This window comes from Streptomyces sp. JN8 (assembly GCF_055808075.1).
In genome coordinates this window covers 3,108,692-3,126,383 of the sequence record NZ_CM147852.1, presented here as the reverse complement: position 1 = coordinate 3,126,383, position 17,692 = coordinate 3,108,692, and the positions used below count along the sequence as shown (strand labels likewise).

Annotated in this window: 19 protein-coding genes; 8 read left to right on the top strand and 11 right to left on the bottom strand. The window is 73.6% G+C overall.

What is annotated here, in order from left to right; genetic code table 11:
- The first annotated feature begins 177 nt into the window (after positions 1-177).
- On the top strand, positions 178-936 hold the full coding sequence (locus ACY0MR_RS13360) for a hypothetical protein (protein WP_361859268.1): 759 nt from the start codon (positions 178-180) through the stop codon (positions 934-936).
- A 34-nt stretch (positions 937-970) separates the two neighbouring features.
- Here ACY0MR_RS13360 and ACY0MR_RS13355 read toward each other — a convergent pair whose 3' ends face one another.
- Complete coding sequence (locus tag ACY0MR_RS13355; RefSeq protein WP_473560862.1) at positions 971-1,480, bottom strand: hypothetical protein; 510 nt, start codon at positions 1,478-1,480, stop codon at positions 971-973.
- A gap of 79 nt (positions 1,481-1,559) precedes the next feature.
- Positions 1,560-2,687, bottom strand: coding sequence for a magnesium and cobalt transport protein CorA (locus ACY0MR_RS13350; protein WP_361859262.1), 1,128 nt, complete (start codon positions 2,685-2,687; stop codon positions 1,560-1,562).
- A 429-nt stretch (positions 2,688-3,116) separates the two neighbouring features.
- Here ACY0MR_RS13350 and ACY0MR_RS13345 point away from each other — a divergent pair, with 429 nt between their 5' ends.
- On the top strand, positions 3,117-3,701 hold the full coding sequence (locus tag ACY0MR_RS13345) for a suppressor of fused domain protein (protein WP_388793232.1): 585 nt from the start codon (positions 3,117-3,119) through the stop codon (positions 3,699-3,701).
- 113 nt (positions 3,702-3,814) lie between these two features.
- Here ACY0MR_RS13345 and ACY0MR_RS13340 read toward each other — a convergent pair whose 3' ends face one another.
- Positions 3,815-4,057: a hypothetical protein gene (locus ACY0MR_RS13340; RefSeq protein WP_388793234.1), complete on the bottom strand. Its 243-nt coding sequence runs from the start codon at positions 4,055-4,057 to the stop codon at positions 3,815-3,817.
- 110 nt (positions 4,058-4,167) lie between these two features.
- Complete coding sequence (locus tag ACY0MR_RS13335; RefSeq protein WP_403312166.1) at positions 4,168-5,397, bottom strand: MFS transporter; 1,230 nt, start codon at positions 5,395-5,397, stop codon at positions 4,168-4,170.
- A 178-nt stretch (positions 5,398-5,575) separates the two neighbouring features.
- Here ACY0MR_RS13335 and ACY0MR_RS13330 point away from each other — a divergent pair, with 178 nt between their 5' ends.
- From ACY0MR_RS13330 to ACY0MR_RS13320, 3 genes are all read left to right on the top strand, one after another.
- On the top strand, positions 5,576-6,214 hold the full coding sequence (locus ACY0MR_RS13330; RefSeq protein ID WP_361850597.1) for a DUF6758 family protein: 639 nt from the start codon (positions 5,576-5,578) through the stop codon (positions 6,212-6,214).
- 115 nt (positions 6,215-6,329) lie between these two features.
- A complete protein-coding gene (locus tag ACY0MR_RS13325) occupies positions 6,330-7,214 on the top strand; it encodes a PHP domain-containing protein (RefSeq protein ID WP_388793238.1) in 885 nt (294 codons plus the stop codon).
- A 282-nt stretch (positions 7,215-7,496) separates the two neighbouring features.
- Positions 7,497-8,102, top strand: coding sequence for a MarC family protein (locus ACY0MR_RS13320; protein WP_473560859.1), 606 nt, complete (start codon positions 7,497-7,499; stop codon positions 8,100-8,102).
- Positions 8,103-8,200: 98 nt separating this feature from the next.
- Here ACY0MR_RS13320 and ACY0MR_RS13315 read toward each other — a convergent pair whose 3' ends face one another.
- The gene (locus tag ACY0MR_RS13315; RefSeq protein ID WP_086024648.1) at positions 8,201-8,353 is read right to left on the bottom strand and encodes a hypothetical protein; all 153 of its coding nucleotides are present in this window, start codon (positions 8,351-8,353) and stop codon (positions 8,201-8,203) included.
- 175 nt (positions 8,354-8,528) lie between these two features.
- Between ACY0MR_RS13315 and ACY0MR_RS13310 the strand changes: the two genes are divergently transcribed.
- Positions 8,529-9,458 carry an NYN domain-containing protein gene (locus ACY0MR_RS13310; RefSeq protein WP_361850591.1) on the top strand — a complete coding sequence of 310 codons (930 nt, stop codon included), beginning with the start codon at positions 8,529-8,531 and terminating at the stop codon, positions 9,456-9,458.
- 30 nt (positions 9,459-9,488) lie between these two features.
- On the opposite strand, the gene ACY0MR_RS13305 is transcribed toward ACY0MR_RS13310, so the two are convergent.
- Positions 9,489-10,376 carry an alpha/beta fold hydrolase gene (locus ACY0MR_RS13305; protein ID WP_388793241.1) on the bottom strand — a complete coding sequence of 296 codons (888 nt, stop codon included), beginning with the start codon at positions 10,374-10,376 and terminating at the stop codon, positions 9,489-9,491.
- Between the two features lie 487 nt (positions 10,377-10,863).
- Complete coding sequence (locus ACY0MR_RS13300; protein WP_473560856.1) at positions 10,864-13,434, bottom strand: DEAD/DEAH box helicase; 2,571 nt, start codon at positions 13,432-13,434, stop codon at positions 10,864-10,866.
- 483 nt (positions 13,435-13,917) lie between these two features.
- On the opposite strand from ACY0MR_RS13300, the gene ACY0MR_RS13295 reads away from it, so the two are divergent.
- The gene (locus ACY0MR_RS13295; RefSeq protein ID WP_361861638.1) at positions 13,918-14,640 is read left to right on the top strand and encodes a ferritin-like fold-containing protein; all 723 of its coding nucleotides are present in this window, start codon (positions 13,918-13,920) and stop codon (positions 14,638-14,640) included.
- A gap of 73 nt (positions 14,641-14,713) precedes the next feature.
- Here the strand turns inward: ACY0MR_RS13295 and ACY0MR_RS13290 are convergent, their stop codons facing one another.
- The 4 genes from ACY0MR_RS13290 to ACY0MR_RS13275 form a co-directional block, all read right to left on the bottom strand.
- Positions 14,714-14,983, bottom strand: coding sequence for a hypothetical protein (locus ACY0MR_RS13290; RefSeq protein WP_361861635.1), 270 nt, complete (start codon positions 14,981-14,983; stop codon positions 14,714-14,716).
- Between the two features lie 203 nt (positions 14,984-15,186).
- Complete coding sequence (locus ACY0MR_RS13285; RefSeq protein ID WP_187284102.1) at positions 15,187-15,414, bottom strand: DUF3107 domain-containing protein; 228 nt, start codon at positions 15,412-15,414, stop codon at positions 15,187-15,189.
- Between the two features lie 127 nt (positions 15,415-15,541).
- Positions 15,542-16,201: a TetR/AcrR family transcriptional regulator gene (locus tag ACY0MR_RS13280; protein ID WP_030320731.1), complete on the bottom strand. Its 660-nt coding sequence runs from the start codon at positions 16,199-16,201 to the stop codon at positions 15,542-15,544.
- A gap of 163 nt (positions 16,202-16,364) precedes the next feature.
- On the bottom strand, positions 16,365-16,580 hold the full coding sequence (locus ACY0MR_RS13275) for a hypothetical protein (protein ID WP_388793246.1): 216 nt from the start codon (positions 16,578-16,580) through the stop codon (positions 16,365-16,367).
- A 140-nt stretch (positions 16,581-16,720) separates the two neighbouring features.
- Between ACY0MR_RS13275 and ACY0MR_RS13270 the strand changes: the two genes are divergently transcribed.
- Positions 16,721-17,689: an alpha/beta fold hydrolase gene (locus ACY0MR_RS13270; RefSeq protein WP_392862090.1), complete on the top strand. Its 969-nt coding sequence runs from the start codon at positions 16,721-16,723 to the stop codon at positions 17,687-17,689.
- Positions 17,690-17,692: the final 3 nt, after the last annotated feature.

Below are 17,692 nucleotides of genomic sequence, written 5' to 3'. Positions count from 1 at the left end.
CCTCCGTACGGCTGCTGCGGGGCGCGTCGCCCGGCCCGGGTACGCTGCGGTCTGCCGTCCCCACCGGCACGCCGGCCGTCCGCCCGGCGACAACTGGCAGCACAGAGGGCCGCCGCCCCGGGTCTCCCCGCAGGGGGCCGCGGCCCGTGTCCCCCCACGACATGAGAGGCAGCGCCGATGGCTGTTCGTGCCGCGTCGTCGCGTATCCACCGGGCCGTCGTGCCGCTCGCGCTCTGCGCCGGCCTGACCGTGGGGCTCACGGCCTGCGCCGCGGATCCGGACGAGGGGACCAACGGGGTCGGGAAGCTGTCGGCGGCCGAGATCGAGGGGAAGGCGCGGTCCGCCGCGGACGGCGCCGACGCGGTGCGGCTCTCCGGCACCCTGGTCAGCAAGGGCGACACCTTCAAGCTGAACATGCGCCTGCGGCAGGACGGCGCCACCGGCTCGGTGACGACGAAGAACAGCACCTTCGAGCTGCTGCGGGTCGGCGAGGCGCTCTACCTGAAGGCGGACGCGGACTTCTGGTCGCACGGCGCGGAGGGCGGCGAGGAGCCGACGGAGGCGGACGCCGAGGCCGCCGACAAGCTCGACGACAAGTACGTGAAGGTGCCGCAGGGCGACCCCGCGTACAAGCAGCTGCGCGGGTTCACCGACATGGACCTGCTGCTCGACGGTCTCACCGGGCTGCACGGCGAGAAGGTCAAGGGCGACCGGGACCAGATCGGCGGGGTCCGCACGATCAAGGTCAAGGGCGGCGCGGACGGGGAGGGCGGCACGCTCGACGTGGCCCTGCAGGGCGACCCGTACCCGCTGCAGTTCGCGCGGGGCGGGGGAGCGGGCCTCGTCGTGCTCTCCGAGTGGAACAAGGACTTCCTGCTGTCCGAGCCGTCGAAGGAGGAGATCCTCGACTACGGCAAGCAGCTGCCCAGGACCTGATCCGGGGGGCTGCCGCCGGAGGTCCGCGGCCGGGTCAGCGGCGCCGGCGGCGCTTGACCAGCAGCCGGGGGAGCCCGGCGGGCACCGGGTCGCGGGTCGTGGCCGGCGAGGGCAGCGGCACGGCCGCCAGGGAGCCGTCCGGCAGCTCCGTGGTCGAGGAGCGGGGGTCGAGCCGCAGGACGCGGCATTCGCGGCCCCAGCGGTCCGTCATGGCCTCGCCGTCGGGTGCGTTGAGCCGCTTGCCCTTCAGCTCGGCGACCGCCGCGTCCCACTCCTCGGTGCCGTGCGCGATCTCCCGTACGGCCGCCGTCCAGGCGACCAGCCGGCCGCCCTTGTCCTTGCTGCGGACCGTGACCTCGGCCGTGCCGCCGTCCACCAGTCCGGACAGCGGCTGCTCGCCGGGGCCGTCGCCGACGACGAACGCGGCGCCGTCCGACCAGACGTGCCAGAGCGCGCGGGCCGGGCCGGTGCCGCGGACCCACACCAGGCCGGACTTCTTCGTGGCCTCCTCGACGAGGGCGGACCCGAGCAGCTCTTCAGTCATGGCCCGAAGCCTAGGGGATGTCCCCCGTCCGGGCGGGGCCGGCGGTGTTCCCCGGCCCCGCCCGGACGTGCCCCGGCGGTCAGAGCCAGCCGTTGCGCTTCAGCGTGCGGTGGATGGTGAAGCAGATCGCGACGATGCCGGTCAGCACCATCGGGTAGCCGTACTTCCAGTGCAGCTCGGGCATGTGGTCGAAGTTCATGCCGTACACGCCGCAGACCGCCGTGGGGACGGCGACGATCGCCGCCCACGAGGTGATCTTGCGCATGTCCTCGTTCTGCGCGACGGTCGCCTGCGCCAGGTTGGCCTGGAGGATCGAGTTCAGCAGTTCGTCGAAGCCGACGACCTGCTCCTGGACGCGTGCGAGGTGGTCGGCGACGTCCCGGAAGTACTTCTGGATGTCGGGGTCGACCAGCCGCATCGGCCGCTCCGAGAGCAGCTGCATCGGCCGGAGCAGCGGGGTCACGGCCCGCTTGAACTCCAGTACCTCGCGCTTCAGCTGGTAGATCCGGCCGGTGTCCGTGCCGCGCGTCGAGCCCTTCGCGGCCGGCGAGAAGACGTCGATCTCCAGCTGGTCGATGTCGAGTTCGACGGCGTCGGCGACCGCGATGTAGCCGTCGACGACGTGGTCGGAGAGGGCGTGCAGCACCGCCGAGGGCCCTTTGGCGAGGAGTTCGGGCTCGCCCTGGAGGCGGTGCCGGAGGTTGCGCAGGGAGCCCTGGCCGCCGTGCCGGACGGTGATGACGAAGTCGGGGCCGGTGAAGCACATCACCTCACCGGTCTCGACGACCTCGCTGGTCGCGGTGAGTTCGGTGTGCTCGACGTAGTGGATCGTCTTGAAGACGGTGAAGAGGGTGTCGTCGTACCGCTCCAGCTTGGGCCGCTGGTGGGCGTGGACGGCGTCCTCGACGGCGAGCGGGTGCAGCCCGAACTCGGCCGCGATGCCCGCGAATTCGGCCTCGGTCGGCTCGTGCAGGCCGATCCAGGCGAAGCCGCCGTTCTCCCGCACCCGGCTCATGGCGCCGCGCGGGGTGAGGCACTCGCGGTCGTCGACGCGGCGCCCGTCGCGGTAGACGGCGCAGTCGACCACGGCGCTGGAGGCCGTGTGGTCGCGGGTGGGGTCGTACGAGGTGTACGTGGTGGGGGTCTTGCGCAGGGGGTGCCGCAGGCTCGGACGGACGGCGGCGCGCAGGTCACGGATCATCGACATGGGCATGCTCCTTCACGGAGAAGCCGTCGGCGAGCGTGGAACTGCCCGGAATGGGGACGTGGAGCTACGTCGTCCACAAAGCGGGCGGCACCGAGGGATCGCGGTGACGGCGTTCGCTACAGACAGGCAAAGGCGAGATGCTCTTCCGTCGTGCGAGATGCCGGAGAGGGCGGACCCCGTGGGAGACACGGGCCGGGATCACCGGAAGTGCGTACGCACCGGGCTCGGGTGCGGGGCGGAAGAGCGGCTGGTACTGCCCGATCGACTTCGGTCCATCGCAGCCCCACCTCCTCCGGCCGGTCCCTCGTGAGGGATGACATGTGACGAGTAGTCGGGAGTTCGGGACTCCCGACCAGCGGCCAAGACTATCAGCCGACTGAGGGTCAATCCCTTCCTTTGCCCGTTCCATACGCGCTTTATGCTCAAGACATGGGAGAAGTTCTTGCTCTGGTCGAAGCCCGGTTGCGCACGGCGCTCGGGGAACCGGACGCGCGGGCCGCGGTGACGTTCCTCGGGACGGACCGGATCGAGGTGCTCCGCTTCGTCGAGGGCGACCTCGTGCGGTACGCGACCCTCGGCATGTCCGCGCAGCCGATGGCCGATCCGACCGCCGCGCTCGCCGACCCCGTCAAGGGCCCGCGCGCCGAGCTCGTCCTGACCGTACGGGCCGGGCTCGCCGACACCGACAAGGTGCTGCGCCCGCTCGCTGTCCTCGCCGCGACCCCGCAGGTCGAGGGCGTCGTCGTGGCCGCGGGCGCCTCGCTCGACGTCGGCGACCCGCTCTGGCCGGGCGCCGCGTTCAGCTCGGTCCTGGTCGCCGGGTCGGGCGGCCTGGTCGAGGACCTGGAGCTCGACGAGCCGATGGACCCGGTCCGCTTCCTGCCGCTGCTGCCGATGACCCCCAACGAGGCGGCGTGGAAGCGGGTCCACGGGGCCCAGGCGCTGGAGGAGCGCTGGCTGGCGCAGGGCACGGACCTGCGCGATCCGCTGCGCGGATCCGTGCGGCTCGACTGAGGAGCCGGCGGACGGACGGGTCTCCCCGCGGTCCGGCCGCGGGGCCGGACGCGACGGATCGCCCGGGGCGGCTGCGCGCGGCCCGTCCGGGTGCTCCGTCCGCCGGGGCGCGGTCACGCCCGGGCGACGGCCCTGCTGGCGACGAGATTGGCGATCACCACGTAGACCACCGCGGGGATGCCGTAGTCGAGCAGCACCTGGAAGGTGTGGTTGGCGACGTCGAACAGTCCGATCGACCAGCCCGCGAGCCAGTCCGCGGCGCTGTGGAACCAGCCCACGACGGTGTTCGCCCGGTTGGCGTCGAGCAGGTCCAGGGCGATCCAGACGACCAGGATGCCCGCGAGGACGTGGGCCACGGTTCTTATGACGGAGTCGATGCCTCTCATGGATTCCGTGTTGCCCGGGCCGTGCGCCCCAAACCGGCCGCCGCGGGTCCGTCCCCTGCGGCGGCCGGTGTCCGGCGGGCTCAGCCCGCGAGGACCTCGGCGCCCTGCGGCGCGGCGCGCTCCGGAGCGCGCTCCCCGGCCGCGGGGACCAGGGAGCCGCGGCGGACCCGGACGACCACGGCGCCGAGCACCGCGGCCACGCCGGCGACCACGAAGGGCATGTGGACGTCGCTCCACTCCTCGATCTTCGGCGCGAAGTACGGGGCCGCCGCCGCGGCGAACCAGCGGACGAAGTTGTAGCCGGCGCTGGCCACCGGGCGCGGGGCGTCCGAGACGCCCAGGGCGAGCTCGGTGAAGACGGTGTTGTTGACGCCGATGAACACGCCCGACAGGACCGTGCAGACGACCGCGGTCGTGTGGCTGCCGTAGCCGAGCACCACCACGTCGGCCGCGAGGAGCACGAGCGAGCCGCCGAGCACCGTGAGCGAGCCGAAGCGCCGCTGGAGCCGCGGGGCCACCAGGACCGAGGAGACGGCGAGCAGCACGCCCCAGGCGAAGAACACCGCGCCGGACCGGTACGGGGACATGTCCAGGACGAACGGGGTGAAGGCGAGCACCGTGAAGAACGCGTAGTTGTAGAAGAACGCGGCGGCCGCGGCCGAGGCGAGCCCGCCGTGGCTCAGGGCCCGGATCGGGTCGAGCAGCGAGGTCTTGCGGGCCGGCTTCGGCTGCTCCTTGAGGAAGACCGTGATGCAGAGGAAGCCGACGGCCATCAGCGCGGCCGTGCCGAAGAAGGGATAGCGCCAGCTCGCGTCGCCGAGCACGGCGCCGACCAGCGGCCCGCAGGCCATGCCGAGGCCGAGCGCCGACTCGTAGAGCAGGATCGCGGCCGCGCTGCCGCCGGCCGCGGCGCCGACGATCACGGCGAGCGAGGTCGAGACGAAGAGGGCGTTGCCGAGTCCCCAGCCGGCCCGGAAGCCGACGAGCTCGCCGACGGAGTCCGAGGTGCCGGCGAGGGCCGCGAAGACGACGACCAGCGCGAGTCCGGCGAGCAGCGTCCGGCGGCCCCCGATCCGGCTGGAGACGAAGCCGGTCACCAGCATCGCGACGGCGGTGATGAGGAAGTACGAGGTGAAGAGGAGCGACACCTGGCTGGGTGTCGCGTCCAGGCCCCGGGCGATCGACGGCAGGATCGGATCGACCAGGCCGATGCCCATGAAGGCGACGACGGACGCCCCGGCCGTGGCCCAGACGGCCGGGGGCTGGCGCAGGATGCCGCCCCCGCCGAAGCCTTCCTCTGCTCTCTCCATGGGTGCCGCTCCTCCGCGTAGAGATCGTTGCGATATACACAGAATAAGTTAGGGAGGCTAATGGATGCAAGTTACATCTATATGGGCGGGTGGCGTGGGGTGAACGCCACGGGCCGGACGGGTGATCGTCGGTGACCGTCCTTGACGCGGGGCTCCGGTGGTAGGACCGTTGAGCCCTATGAGGGGCGAACCCAGTTGTCCGAAGTGCGGTGGCCGGGTCAGGGCGCCCGGACTCTTCGCCGACTCCTGGCAGTGTGACGTGCACGGCTCGGTGCACCCGCTCCAGCCCGTGATCCCGCCCAGCGTCGAGGCCCTCGGCGTCGTGGTGCACCGGTCCCACGTCCCGGTGTGGATGCCGTGGCCCCTGCCCGTCGGCTGGCTCTTCACCGGAGTCGCGTACGCGGGCGACGACCGCAGCGGAGGACGCGCGACCGCCGTCGCCTGCTCGGGACCCGGCCCCCTCGGGGGCATCGGCGAGCTCCTCCTCGTCGCCGAGGAGCTCGGCGTCGGCCTCGGCGCGCGGTACGCCGGCATCGACGGCCCCGATCCCGGCGCGGGCATGGCCATCGACAAGCCCCCGCAGACGAAGGTCCTCGCCGCCGGACGCCCGACACCGCTCTGGCACGTCAACGGCGCCCCGCAGGACCGAGCGGTGTTCGCGGGCGAGGCCCGCGGCCTCTGGCTGTGGGCGATCGTCTGGCCCGAGCAGTCCGGCCTCCTGATGTACGACGAGCTCGTCCTGACGGACCTGCGGGACGCCGGCGCCGAGGTCGAGCTCCTGCCGTGCGGAGCCCTGACGCCGCGTCTGCTGGGCTGAGGGGTCCCGCGGCCCGGAGGCCCGGTCCGGCCGCCTCCCGCCGTACGGGCGTGTTCGATTCGCCCGTTATGCTGGAGCGTCCCCCGTCCGTGCCGAAGCCCTGGAGTACCGCGTCGTGCGCATCGACCTGCACACCCACTCCACGGCCTCCGACGGGACCGACTCCCCGGCCGAGCTCGTCCGCAATGCGGCCGCCGCCGGACTCGACGTCGTCGCGCTGACCGACCACGACACCACCCGGGGCCACGCCCAGGCGATCGCCGCGCTGCCCGAGGGGCTGACCCTCGTCACCGGGGCCGAGCTCTCCTGCCGGATCGACGGCGTCGGCCTGCACATGCTCGCGTACCTCTTCGACCCCGAGGAGCCCGCCCTCCTCGCCGAGCGCGAACTCGTCCGCGACGACCGGGTCCCCCGCGCGCGTGCCATGGTCGGCAAGCTCCAGGACCTGGGCGTCCCCGTCACCTGGGACCAGGTCGCCCGGATCGCGGGTGACGGCTCCGTGGGCCGCCCGCACGTCGCCGAGGCCCTCGTCGAGCTCGGGGTCGTCCGGGACGTGTCCGGCGCCTTCACGCCCGAGTGGCTCGCCGACGGCGGGCGGGCGTACGTCGGGAAGCACGAACTCGACCCGATCGACGCCATCCGCCTGGTCAAGGCGGCCGGCGGCGTCACCGTCTTCGCGCACCCGCTCGCCGTCAAGCGCGGACAGGTGCTGCCCGAGGCCTCGATAGCCCGGCTCGCCGAGGCCGGACTCGACGGCATCGAGGTCGACCACATGGACCACGACGAGGCGACGCGGGCGCGGCTGCGCGGGCTCGCGAGGGAGCTGGGTCTGCTGACCACCGGCTCCAGCGACTACCACGGCAGCCGCAAGACCTGCCGCCTCGGCGAGTACACGACCGACCCCGAGATCTACGGCGAGATCACCCGCCGGGCCGCCGGGGCCTTCCCCGTCCCCGGCGCGGGCGGACCCGCCGCCCAGGGCCCGACCGGCCCCGAGTAGCCGGGCCGTCCGGGCTCCGCGGAGCCCGGATCCTCACCGCGGTACCCGTTCCCCCGGTCTGTCGGCCGGGAGGTCCGCCGCGCCGTGTCCCGCCCCCGAGGATGCGGGCCGCGCGGTCCGTGTCGCGTCCGCCCGGCGCTCCGCTTCCTTCCCGGTCCGCCCCCTCACGGCTCCGTGCCGTGAAGCGGGGGGCGGCCTTCCCTCCTGCCCCGCCGTCGGAATCCCGCATTCCGCGGGCCGGGCCGCACCCACCGTTCGACCTCTCCCGCAAGGCACCCCACCGTGTTCGACGCCGCCGTCTTCGGCTCGCTGTTCCTGACCCTCTTCGTGATCATGGATCCCCCCGGGATCACCCCGATCTTCCTGGCCCTCACCTCCGGCCGCGCCGCCAAGGTCCAGCGCCGGATGGCCTGGCAGGCCGTCGCCGTGGCCTTCGGGGTCATCTCCGTCTTCGGTCTGCTCGGCCAGCAGATCCTGGACTACCTGCACGTCTCGGTCCCCGCGCTGATGATCGCGGGCGGCCTCCTGCTGCTGCTCATCGCGCTCGACCTGCTCACCGGCAAGACCGACGAGCCCAAGCAGACCAAGGACGTCAACGTCGCCCTGGTCCCGCTCGGCATGCCGCTGCTCGCCGGGCCCGGCGCCATCGTCTCGGTGATCCTCGCCGTCCAGAACGCCGACGGAGCGGCCGCGCAGGTCTCCGTCTGGGCCGCCATCGTCGCCATGCACGTCGTGCTCTGGCTGACCATGCGCTACTCGCTGGTGATCATCCGGGTCATCAAGGACGGCGGTGTCGTCCTCGTCACCCGCCTCGCCGGCATGATGCTCTCCGCCATCGCGGTGCAGCAGATCATCAACGGCGTGACGCAGGTCGTCCGGAACGCCTGACGCGCCGGGGGAGCCCCCGGACACCACTGCGCCCCCGTACGGATTCCGCTCTGGCGAAGTCCGTGCGGGGGCGCGGTGCGTGGGATGGACCCGACCTGTTACGAGGCCGAGGTCTCGGCGGGGCGGATCCAGATGCGCTGGCCGATCGAGGCGGCCTGCTGCACGATCCGGTTGACGGAGGCGGCGTCCACGACGGTCCGGTCGACGGGCGTGCCGTCGATGTCGTCGAGTCGCAGGATTTCGAAGCGCACAGGCTTCTCCCTTCGTCTGAGTTGATCCTCCTGGTGGAGAACTGCGTTACGTATGGGTCCAACGACATGCATCCTGCAAACATTCCTTACGCTAAGGAAAATTTTCGGATGTCTAACTACTGACGGGTAGGAGGGTGTGGCGGCCGGACCCGGAGCGGCGGACAATGAGCCCCGTATGAACGACGCAGACACCACTCAGGTGACCGAGACCGACGCCCGCCTGCGCGCCCTCGACGGGCGCCTGGAGCGCACCAATGAGCTCCTCCAGCGGATGCTGGCCGAGGTCGCCAAGACCCCTTCCACCCATGCCATCTTCGTCGACGCAGGTTACGTCCATGCTGCGGCCGGGTTGCTGGTGACGGGAACCGAGGACCGGCGCTCCTTCGACCTCGACGCGGAGGGCCTCATCGAGGCCTTCATCGACAAGGCCCGCACGATCTTCGCCGACAGCAGACTGCTCCGCGTCTACTGGTACGACGGGGCCAGACGCCGCATCCACACCCCCGAGCAGCAGGCCATCGCCGAGCTTCCCGACGTCAAGGTGCGCCTCGGCAACCTCAACGCCAACAACCAGCAGAAGGGCGTCGACTCCCTCATCCGCACCGACCTGGAGTCGCTCGCCCGCCACCGCGCCATCAGCGACGCCGCCCTGGTCGGCGGCGACGAGGACCTCGTCTCGGCCGTCGAGGCGGCCCAGGGCTACGGCGCCCGCGTCCACCTCTGGGGCATCGAGGCCGCCGAGGGCCGCAACCAGGCCGAGGCGCTCCTCTGGGAGGTCGACAGCCAGCGCACCTTCGAGCTCGACTTCTGCCGCCCGTACGTCACCCGCCGTCCCGTCACCACGTACGAGAACGAGGGCGAGCCGCCGCCGTCCCGCGAGGAGGTGCGGTTCGTCGGCGCCCAGATCGCCGCGACCTGGCTCGGCGAACGCGGCCGGGACCGGCTCGCCGAGCTGCTGCCGGGCGCGCCCTATCTGCCGGGTCCCGTCGACCAGGACCTGCTCGTCGAGGCGGAGCGGCTGCTCAGCCGGTCCCTGCGCGGCCACGCGGGACTCCGGCGGGCCCTGCGGGACGGCTTCTGGCAGCACCTCAAGGCGCAGTTCTGAACCCCGCCCGCGGGCGCCGGCGACCCGGGGTCAGCGGGCGGAGCCGACTCCGGCGGGGGCCGCCGTCCGCTCCCAGAAGCCGGTGAGGCGGTCCGTCAGCTCCCGCGGGTGCGACACGTTGGGGGAGTGGCCGGCGCCCGCCACGACCGTGTGGTGCGCGCCCGTGCGGGCCGCCGTCTCCGCGAGCGCCGCCGTGGGCCAGACCATCTCGTCCGCCCCGTACGCGATGTGCAGCGGCATCCGCAGCGCGGCGAGCTCCGCCGTGCCGTCCTGACGGCTGAGCAGCAGCCTCCCCGCGCCCGCCAGTTGCGCGATCCGGGTCCGCATCCAGCGCCGCCGCAGGAAGCCCGCGAGCTCCGGCGCGTCGTCCGTGTCCGGCTCCTCGCCCCGGCTGTCCAGCCAGCACATCGCCTGCCACACCCGCTCCTTCGGCAGGAACGCGAGGGCGACGCGCAGCGCGCGCACCCGGACCCGCTGCGGCCGGGCGACCCGGCCGGGGCCCGAGGAGAGCAGGGTGAGCGAGCGGAAGGCGGCGGGGGCGAGCGCGGCGGCCGCGCGGGCGACCAGGCCGCCGAAGGAGTGGCCGAGCAGATGGACCGGGCCGTCGCCGAGCGCCGACGCCTGCGCCACCGCGTCGAGCGCCAGCGCCCGGCGGCGGTAGCCGGCCCGGCCGCGGGACCCCGGGGACTGGTACTGGCCGCGCCCGTCCACCGCCACCGCCCGGTACCCGGCCTCGCTCAGCGGACCGAGCAGCGCCAGGAAGTCCTCCTTGCTGCCGGTGTACCCGGGCAGCAGCAGCACCGTCCCGCGTCGCTCGCCCCGGGGCCCGGCGTCGAGGACGGCGAAGTCCCCCCGGGCCGTCACGAGGTGGTGGGCACGGGTGCCGGCGGGCAGGACGAGGGACCGGGGCTTGCTCATGTCTGGACTGTAACCGCGCCCGCCGACCCCGGCCCGGGGGGCCTCACCCGGCCGCGGTCCGACGCCCGGGACCCCGAGCGGGCGCACCGGACGCCCCGGGCCGGGGCACCCCGCGCACGGGACGACCGAGGCCCGCCCCCGGCGCTGGACGACCGGGCCGCGTGCCGGGTGCGGGATCGTCGAGGCGGGGTGCCGGGGGGCCGGGGCTCGGCCCCGGTAGGGGGCGACCGGGCCGCGTGCTCGGTGCGGGACCGTCGAGGCCGGGCTGCCCGGGGTCGGGCGACCCGGGCCGGGCGCCGGTTCTCGGGGACTGCATGGGCTCCGCCCCCCCGCCTCCGGATGCCTGCCCGTGGCCCAGCCCCGGGTACGGGACGACCCGGGCCGCGCGCTCGGTGCCCGGCGACCCGGTCCGGGCGTCCGCCTCCGGACGGACCGAGGCCCGGCCCCCGAAGAGGGGCCGGGCCTCGGTCGTGGAGGGCGGGCGGGATCAGCTCTCGGGCTGAGCGGCCGCCGCCTTCTTCGTGGTGCGGCGGCGCGGGGCCTTGGGGGCCTCCTCGGCCGGGGCCTCGGCGACCGGCTCCGCGACGGCCTTCTTCGTCGTACGGCGACGGGTCGGCGCCTTCGGCTCCGAGGCGTCGGGCGCCTCGGCCGCGACGGCCTTCTTGGCGGCCCGGCGGCGCGGGGCCTTGGGGGCCTCCTCGGCGGCCGGGGCCTCGGCGACCGGCTCCGCGACGGCCTTCTTCGTCGTACGGCGGCGGGGGGCCTTCTTCGGCTCCTCGACCGGGGCGTCGGCGACCGGGGCGGCCTCGACCACCACGGGAGCCGGGGCGGTCTCGACGACGATCGCCGGGGCCTTGGCGACCGGGTTCGTGACGATCACGGTCGCGGCCGCGGTCGACGAGGCCGGCGAACCGGCGGCCTTGCGGACCACACGGCGGCGGACCGGCGCCTTCGGCTCCTCGACGACCGGCGCGGGCGCCGGCTCGACGACGGGCTCGACGACCGGGGCGGAGGTCACCGGCGAACCGGCGGCCTTCCGCACCACACGACGGCGGCGCGGCGCGGGCACCTCGGCCGTGACCACGGCCGCGGCCTCGACGACCGGCGCCACGGGCTCGGCCTCCACCGGAGCGGCGACGACCGCCGCGACCGGCTCGGCCACCGCGGGAGCGGCGACGACGGCGGCGGCCACCGGCTCCGCCACGGCCTTCTTCGCGGTGCGGCGACGGGGGGCCTTCTTCGGCTCCTCGGCGACCGCGACCTCGACGACCGGGGCGGCGACGGGCGCCTCGACGGCCTTCGCGGCGCGCAGGGCGGCCGCGGCCGTCTCGACCGTCTGGAACGACACGGTGTCCTCGACCGGGAGGACGCGGGGCCGGCGACGGCGCGGGGCCGGAGCCGACTCCTTGACGGCGGCGGCCGGGGCGGCGGGCGCGGTGCGCACGGCCTCCGGACGGGCCGCGGTACGGCTGCGGCGGCGCGGGGCCTTCGGCTCGGCCGGGGCCTCGGCGGCGGGGGCCTCGGCCACCGGCGCCGGAGCGGCCGTCTCGACCACGGTCCGGGCGGCCGGAGCCTTCCGCTCGGTCTCGGCGGCCGGCGCGGCCGGAGCCGACACGGCGTCCTGCGCCTGGGCCTGGGCCTGCGGCGCGGAGCCGGGGGCGCCGACGCGGGTGCGGCGGCGGCGACGCGGGGTGCGCGGGCCGGACTCGGTCTTCGCCTCGTCCGTCACCGGCGCGGCCTCGGCGGCCGGGGCCGCCGCGTCGCCAAGCTCGCCGCCACGGGTGCGCCGGCGCTGACGCGGGGTCCGCGTCCGCTCCGGGCGCTCCTCGGTCCGGTCGTTCTTCGGGCCGCGGCCACGGCGCCCGCCGGGCTCGCCCAGGTCCTCCAGCTCCTCCGCGCCCAGACCCGCGCGGGTCCGCTCGGCGCGGGGCAGGATGCCCTTGGTGCCCGCCGGGATGTCCAGCTCCTCGTAGAGGTGCGGGGACGAGGAGTACGTCTCCACCGGCTCGTGGAAGTCCAGCTCGAGGGCCTTGTTGATGAGCTGCCAGCGCGGGATGTCGTCCCAGTCGACCAGGGTCACCGCGGTGCCCTTGGCGCCCGCGCGACCGGTGCGGCCCACGCGGTGGAGGAAGGTCTTCTCGTCCTCGGGCGACTGGTAGTTGATGACGTGGGTGACGCCCTCGACGTCGATGCCGCGGGCCGCGACGTCGGTGCAGACGAGCACGTCGACCTTGCCGTTGCGGAAGGCGCGCAGCGCCTGCTCGCGGGCGCCCTGGCCGAGGTCGCCGTGGACGGCCCCGGAGGCGAAGCCGCGGCGCTCCAGCTGCTCGGCGATGTCGGCCGCCGTGCGCTTGGTGCGGCAGAAGATCATCGCGAGCCCGCGGCCGTTGGCCTGCAGGATGCGGGCGACCATCTCCGGCTTGTCCATGTTGTGCGCGCGGTAGACGTGCTGCTTGATGTTGGCGACGGTCGCGCCCTCGCCGTCGGGCGAGGTGGCGCGGATGTGCGTCGGCTGCGACATGTAGCGGCGGGCCAGGCCGATGACCGCGCCCGGCATGGTCGCCGAGAAGAGCATGGTCTGGCGCTTCGCCGGAAGCATGTTGATGATCTTCTCGACGTCGGGCAGGAAGCCCAGGTCGAGCATCTCGTCGGCCTCGTCCAGGACGAGGACCTTGACGTGGGACAGGTCGAGCTTGCGCTGGCCGGCCAGGTCGAGCAGGCGGCCGGGGGTGCCGACGACGACGTCGACGCCCTTCTTCAGCGCCTCGACCTGGGGCTCGTACGCCCGGCCGCCGTAGATGGCGAGCACGCGGACGTTCCGCACCTTGCCGGCGGTGAGCAGGTCGTTGGTGACCTGCTGGCACAGCTCGCGGGTGGGGACGACGACGAGCGCCTGCGGGGCGTCGGTCAGCTGCTCGGGCTTCGCCCGGCCTGCCTCGACGTCCAGCGGGACGGTGACGCGCTCCAGGATGGGCAGACCGAAGCCGAGGGTCTTGCCCGTGCCGGTCTTGGCCTGGCCGATGACGTCGGTGCCGGTGAGGGCGACCGGGAGGGTCATCTCCTGGATGGGGAAGGGGTTGACGATGCCGACGGCCTCAAGCGATTCGGCCGTCTCGGGAAGGATTCCGAGGTCTCGGAAAGTCGTAGTCAGGGTGCTGCCTCTTCTGTGGACGCGGTGCGAGGCGAACGAAGGGGGTCGTACCGTGCCGGGAACTGCCGGCGCGATCCGGGGGATCGCTGCCGGGTGGCACGGGACCACTGCCGTCGCTCGAGCGTCGTACCGCTGAGGTGACCCTTCCGCGGGTCCGCCGGAAGGGCTGTCGGGCCGGAGCCGATCGGGCCACCGACCGGGCATCCTCATTCATGAGTCGGCCCACCGCATACGTCCGAACGTGCGAAAGCATGTCCGCATACTCGGCGGGCGCCTTATCACTGTACCCCGGATTCGCGCATGTGTGTTGGGAGAAATGGTGATGAGGGCACGGTCACACTGACTGACCAGCGCCTTACGGGGGGGTCCGAGCGGGCTATTGTGCGCTCCATGGAGACGCCTGACAACGCCACACCGACCGGGATCGCAGCCAAGGACTGGGCGACGGCTTCCGCCGAGCCGCAGTACCGCGCCGCCGTGATCGACCTCCTCGGCGCCCTCGCCTACGGAGAGCTCGCGGCCTTCGAACGGCTCGCCGAGGACGCCAAGCTGGCGCCGACCCTCGCGGACAAGGCGGAGCTGGCGAAGATGGCCTCCGCCGAGTTCCACCACTTCGAGCGGCTGCGCGACCGCCTCGCCGCCGTCGACGCCGAGCCCACCGAGGCCATGGAGCCCTTCGCCAAGGCGCTCGACGACTTCCACCGCCAGACCGCGCCGTCGGACTGGCTGGAGGGCCTGGTCAAGGCGTACGTCGGCGACTCGATCGCCAGCGACTTCTACCGCGAGGTCGCGGCCCGCCTGGACTCCGACACCCGCGGGCTCGTCGTCTCCGTGCTCGACGACACCGGCCACGGGAACTTCGCCGTGGAGAAGGTCCGTGCCGCGATCGACGCCGACCCGCGCGTCGGCGGCCGGCTCGCGCTCTGGGCGCGCCGCCTGATGGGCGAGGCGCTCTCGCAGGCGCAGCGGGTGGTCGCCGAGCGCGACGCGCTGTCGACGATGCTGGTCGGGGGTGTCGCGGACGGGTTCGACCTGGCCGAGGTCGGCCGGATGTTCTCCCGGATCACCGAGGCCCACACCAAGCGCATGGCCGCGCTCGGCCTGGCCGCCTGAGTCCTACCGTACGGACGCGCTCCCGTACGCCGGCGCGGAGCCGCGCGTACGGGGGAGGGGTGTGCGGCGCTGTTCACGCCGCCGCTGATCGCCGCAGCCTGCGCGAGGCGGGCCGGATCAGCAGGGAGAGCAGCACCGCCGCCACCGCCACCGCTCCGACGAGCGTGGCGAGGAAGTGGCCGGGGCCGAGTGCCCCGTGCGTGACGAGCGCGCCGAAGACGGCGCCGAGCGTGCCGGTGATCAGGACCCTCGCCCGGACGGGGAGGCGGTCGGGCAGCCGGTGCACGGCGGCCCAGGCCAGGGCGAAGCCGAGGAGGGCGGAGCCGAGGGCTTCCAGGAGCACAGCGAATCACCTCGCGGGGGGTGCGGGGCGGGTGTTGCGGTCGTACGCGTACCTACCCAAGTGCCCCGGAACGCAATCATCCCGTACCCCCTGACGTGGTCGTTCGGGCAGCCGCGGGCGCGGCGCGACCCCGGGCGGACCCGTACGGCGAAGGGCCCGGCGGACCGAACGGTCCACCGGGCCCCTCCCGTCAGATCCCGGGCTCAGAGAGCGCCGAAGCCCACGCGACGCACGGCGGGCTCGCCGAGCTCCACGTACGCGATCTTCTCGGCCGGCACGAGGATCTTGCGGCCCTTCTCGTCCGAGAGGCTGAGCAGCTGCGCCTTGCCGGCCAGCGCGTCGGCCACGGCGCGCTCGACCTCCTCGGCGGACTGCCCGCTCTCCAGAACGATCTCCCGGGGTGCGTGCTGCACGCCGATCTTGACCTCCACGGCTATGTCCCTCCGAACGGTCAGCGTTGCGCGGACTACCGCGCCGTACGCTGCACACATTAGCCCGGTGAGGGGACGGGTACGGCTCAGTCGCCGCACGCCAGGAGCGAACAGAGGGCGGGAACGGTCAGTGGCCCTCGGCGCTGAGCTGGCCGTCCACCGCGTGCAGCGGGAAGCCGGCGATGCCCCGCCAGGCCAGCGAGGTCAGCAGTCCCACCGCCTTGTCGCGCGGGATGGCGGACCCGCTCGACAGCCAGTAGCGGGCGACGACCTGCGAGACGCCGCCGAGGCCCACGGCGAGCAGCATCGACTCGTCCTTGGAGAGGCCGGTGTCCTCGGCGATGACGTCCGAGATGGCCTCGGCGCACTGCAGGCTGACCCGGTCCACGCGCTCGCGCACGGCGGGCTCGTTGGTCAGGTCGGACTCGAAGACCAGCCGGAAGGCGCCGCCCTCGTCCTCGACGTACGCGAAGTAGGCGTCCATCGTGGCCGCGACGCGGAGCTTGTTGTCGGTGGTGGAGGCGAGGGCCGTGCGCACCGCCAGGAGGAGGGACTCGCAGTGCTGGTCGAGCAGGGCGAGGTACAGCTCCAGCTTCCCGGGGAAGTGCTGGTAGAGGACCGGCTTGCTGACGCCCGCGCGCTCGGCGATGTCGTCCATCGCGGCCGAGTGGTACCCCTGGGCGACGAAGACCTCCTGGGCGGCTCCGAGGAGCTGGTTCCGTCGGGCACGTCGCGGCAGGCGCGTGCCCCGAGGGCGTGCTGCCTCTGTCTGCTCGATGGCGCTCACGCGGCCTCCCAAGAATCGATCCATGCACGCTGTCGCGCGCGCCGCCATCGTACTTTTGGGTAACCCGGCTGTGCGCGGTGCGGACGCAGAATTTCACGGACCGGACGTTCGGGTCGACAGTCGATTCAAGATTAAACCGAACAAATCAGCGGGAGTCGTCCGCTCAGCGGTAGTCGTCCTCGTCCACGGCGACGACCCGAGCCTGCTCCGACGAGTCCGCCTCGTTCGCCGTGTCGCGCTCCACGTGGGTGAGCCGCTCGTCCTCCCGCTGCTGCAGTTCCGTGTGCTGCTCGGCGGCGTCGGCCTCCGGGGTCTCCTCGTCCAGCACGACGTCCTCTTCCTCGGCGAATGTGTCCGGATCGGTCGGATCGACAGTCATGCGGTTCCCTCCGCCACGGGGGTCGCGGTCCTCTCCGATGGCCCTCCCTTCGAGCCTAGGAGCAGACGCGCCTCGCCGCACACGCACCTGTGACGGCACCCACACGCCCGCGTGCGTGATCGTCTCGTAATATTGCGGCCATGTCGTCGACCGAGCTGCCGGAAACCCGGACCGCCGCCGCGCCCTCCTCGCCGCGCCCCGTGCGCGCCGTCCGGGTCGCCGACGGCGAGGAGCTCCGCTCCGTCTCGCTGCCCGGACTCACCCTCACCGTGCGCGCCCGGCCCGGCGCCGAACCCGGCCTGCCGCCCGCCCTGTACGTGCACGGCCTCGGCGGTTCCTCGCAGAACTGGTCCGCGCTGATGCCGCTGCTCGCGGACGTCGTCGACGGCGAGGCGGTCGACCTGCCGGGCTTCGGCGACTCGCCGCCGCCCGACGACGGCAGCTACTCCGTGACCGCGCACGCGCGCGCCGTCATCCGGCTGCTCGACTCCCGCGGGCGCGGCCCGGTCCACCTCTTCGGCAACTCGCTGGGCGGCGCCGTCGCCACCCGCGTCGCCGCGGCCCGGCCCGACCTGGTCCGCACCCTCACCCTCGTCTCGCCCGCGCTGCCCGAGCTGCGCGCCCAGCGCTCGGCCTGGCCCACGGCGCTGCTCGCGGTGCCCGGAGTCGCCTCCGCCTTCGCGCGGCTCACGAGGAACTGGACGCCCGAGCAGCGCGTCCGCGGTGTCCTCTCCCTCTGTTACGGCGACCCCGGCCGGGTCACCGACGAGGGTCTGCGGTACGCGGTGGAGGAGATGGAGCGGCGCCTGGAGCTCCCCTACTTCTGGGAGGTCATGGCCCGCTCCGCGCGCGGGATCGTCGACGCGTACACGCTCGGCGGCCAGCACGGCCTGTGGCGTCAGGCCGAACGGGTTCTCGCGCCGACGCTCCTCGTCTACGGTGGGCGCGACCAGCTCGTCTCGTACCGGATGGCCCGCAAGGCGGCCGCGGCGTTCCGCGGCTCCCGCCTGCTGACCCTGCCCGAGGCGGGGCACGTGGCGATGATGGAGTACCCCGAGACGGTCGCGCAGGCCGCCCGGGACCTGATCGCCGATCACGGCGGGAGCTGATCC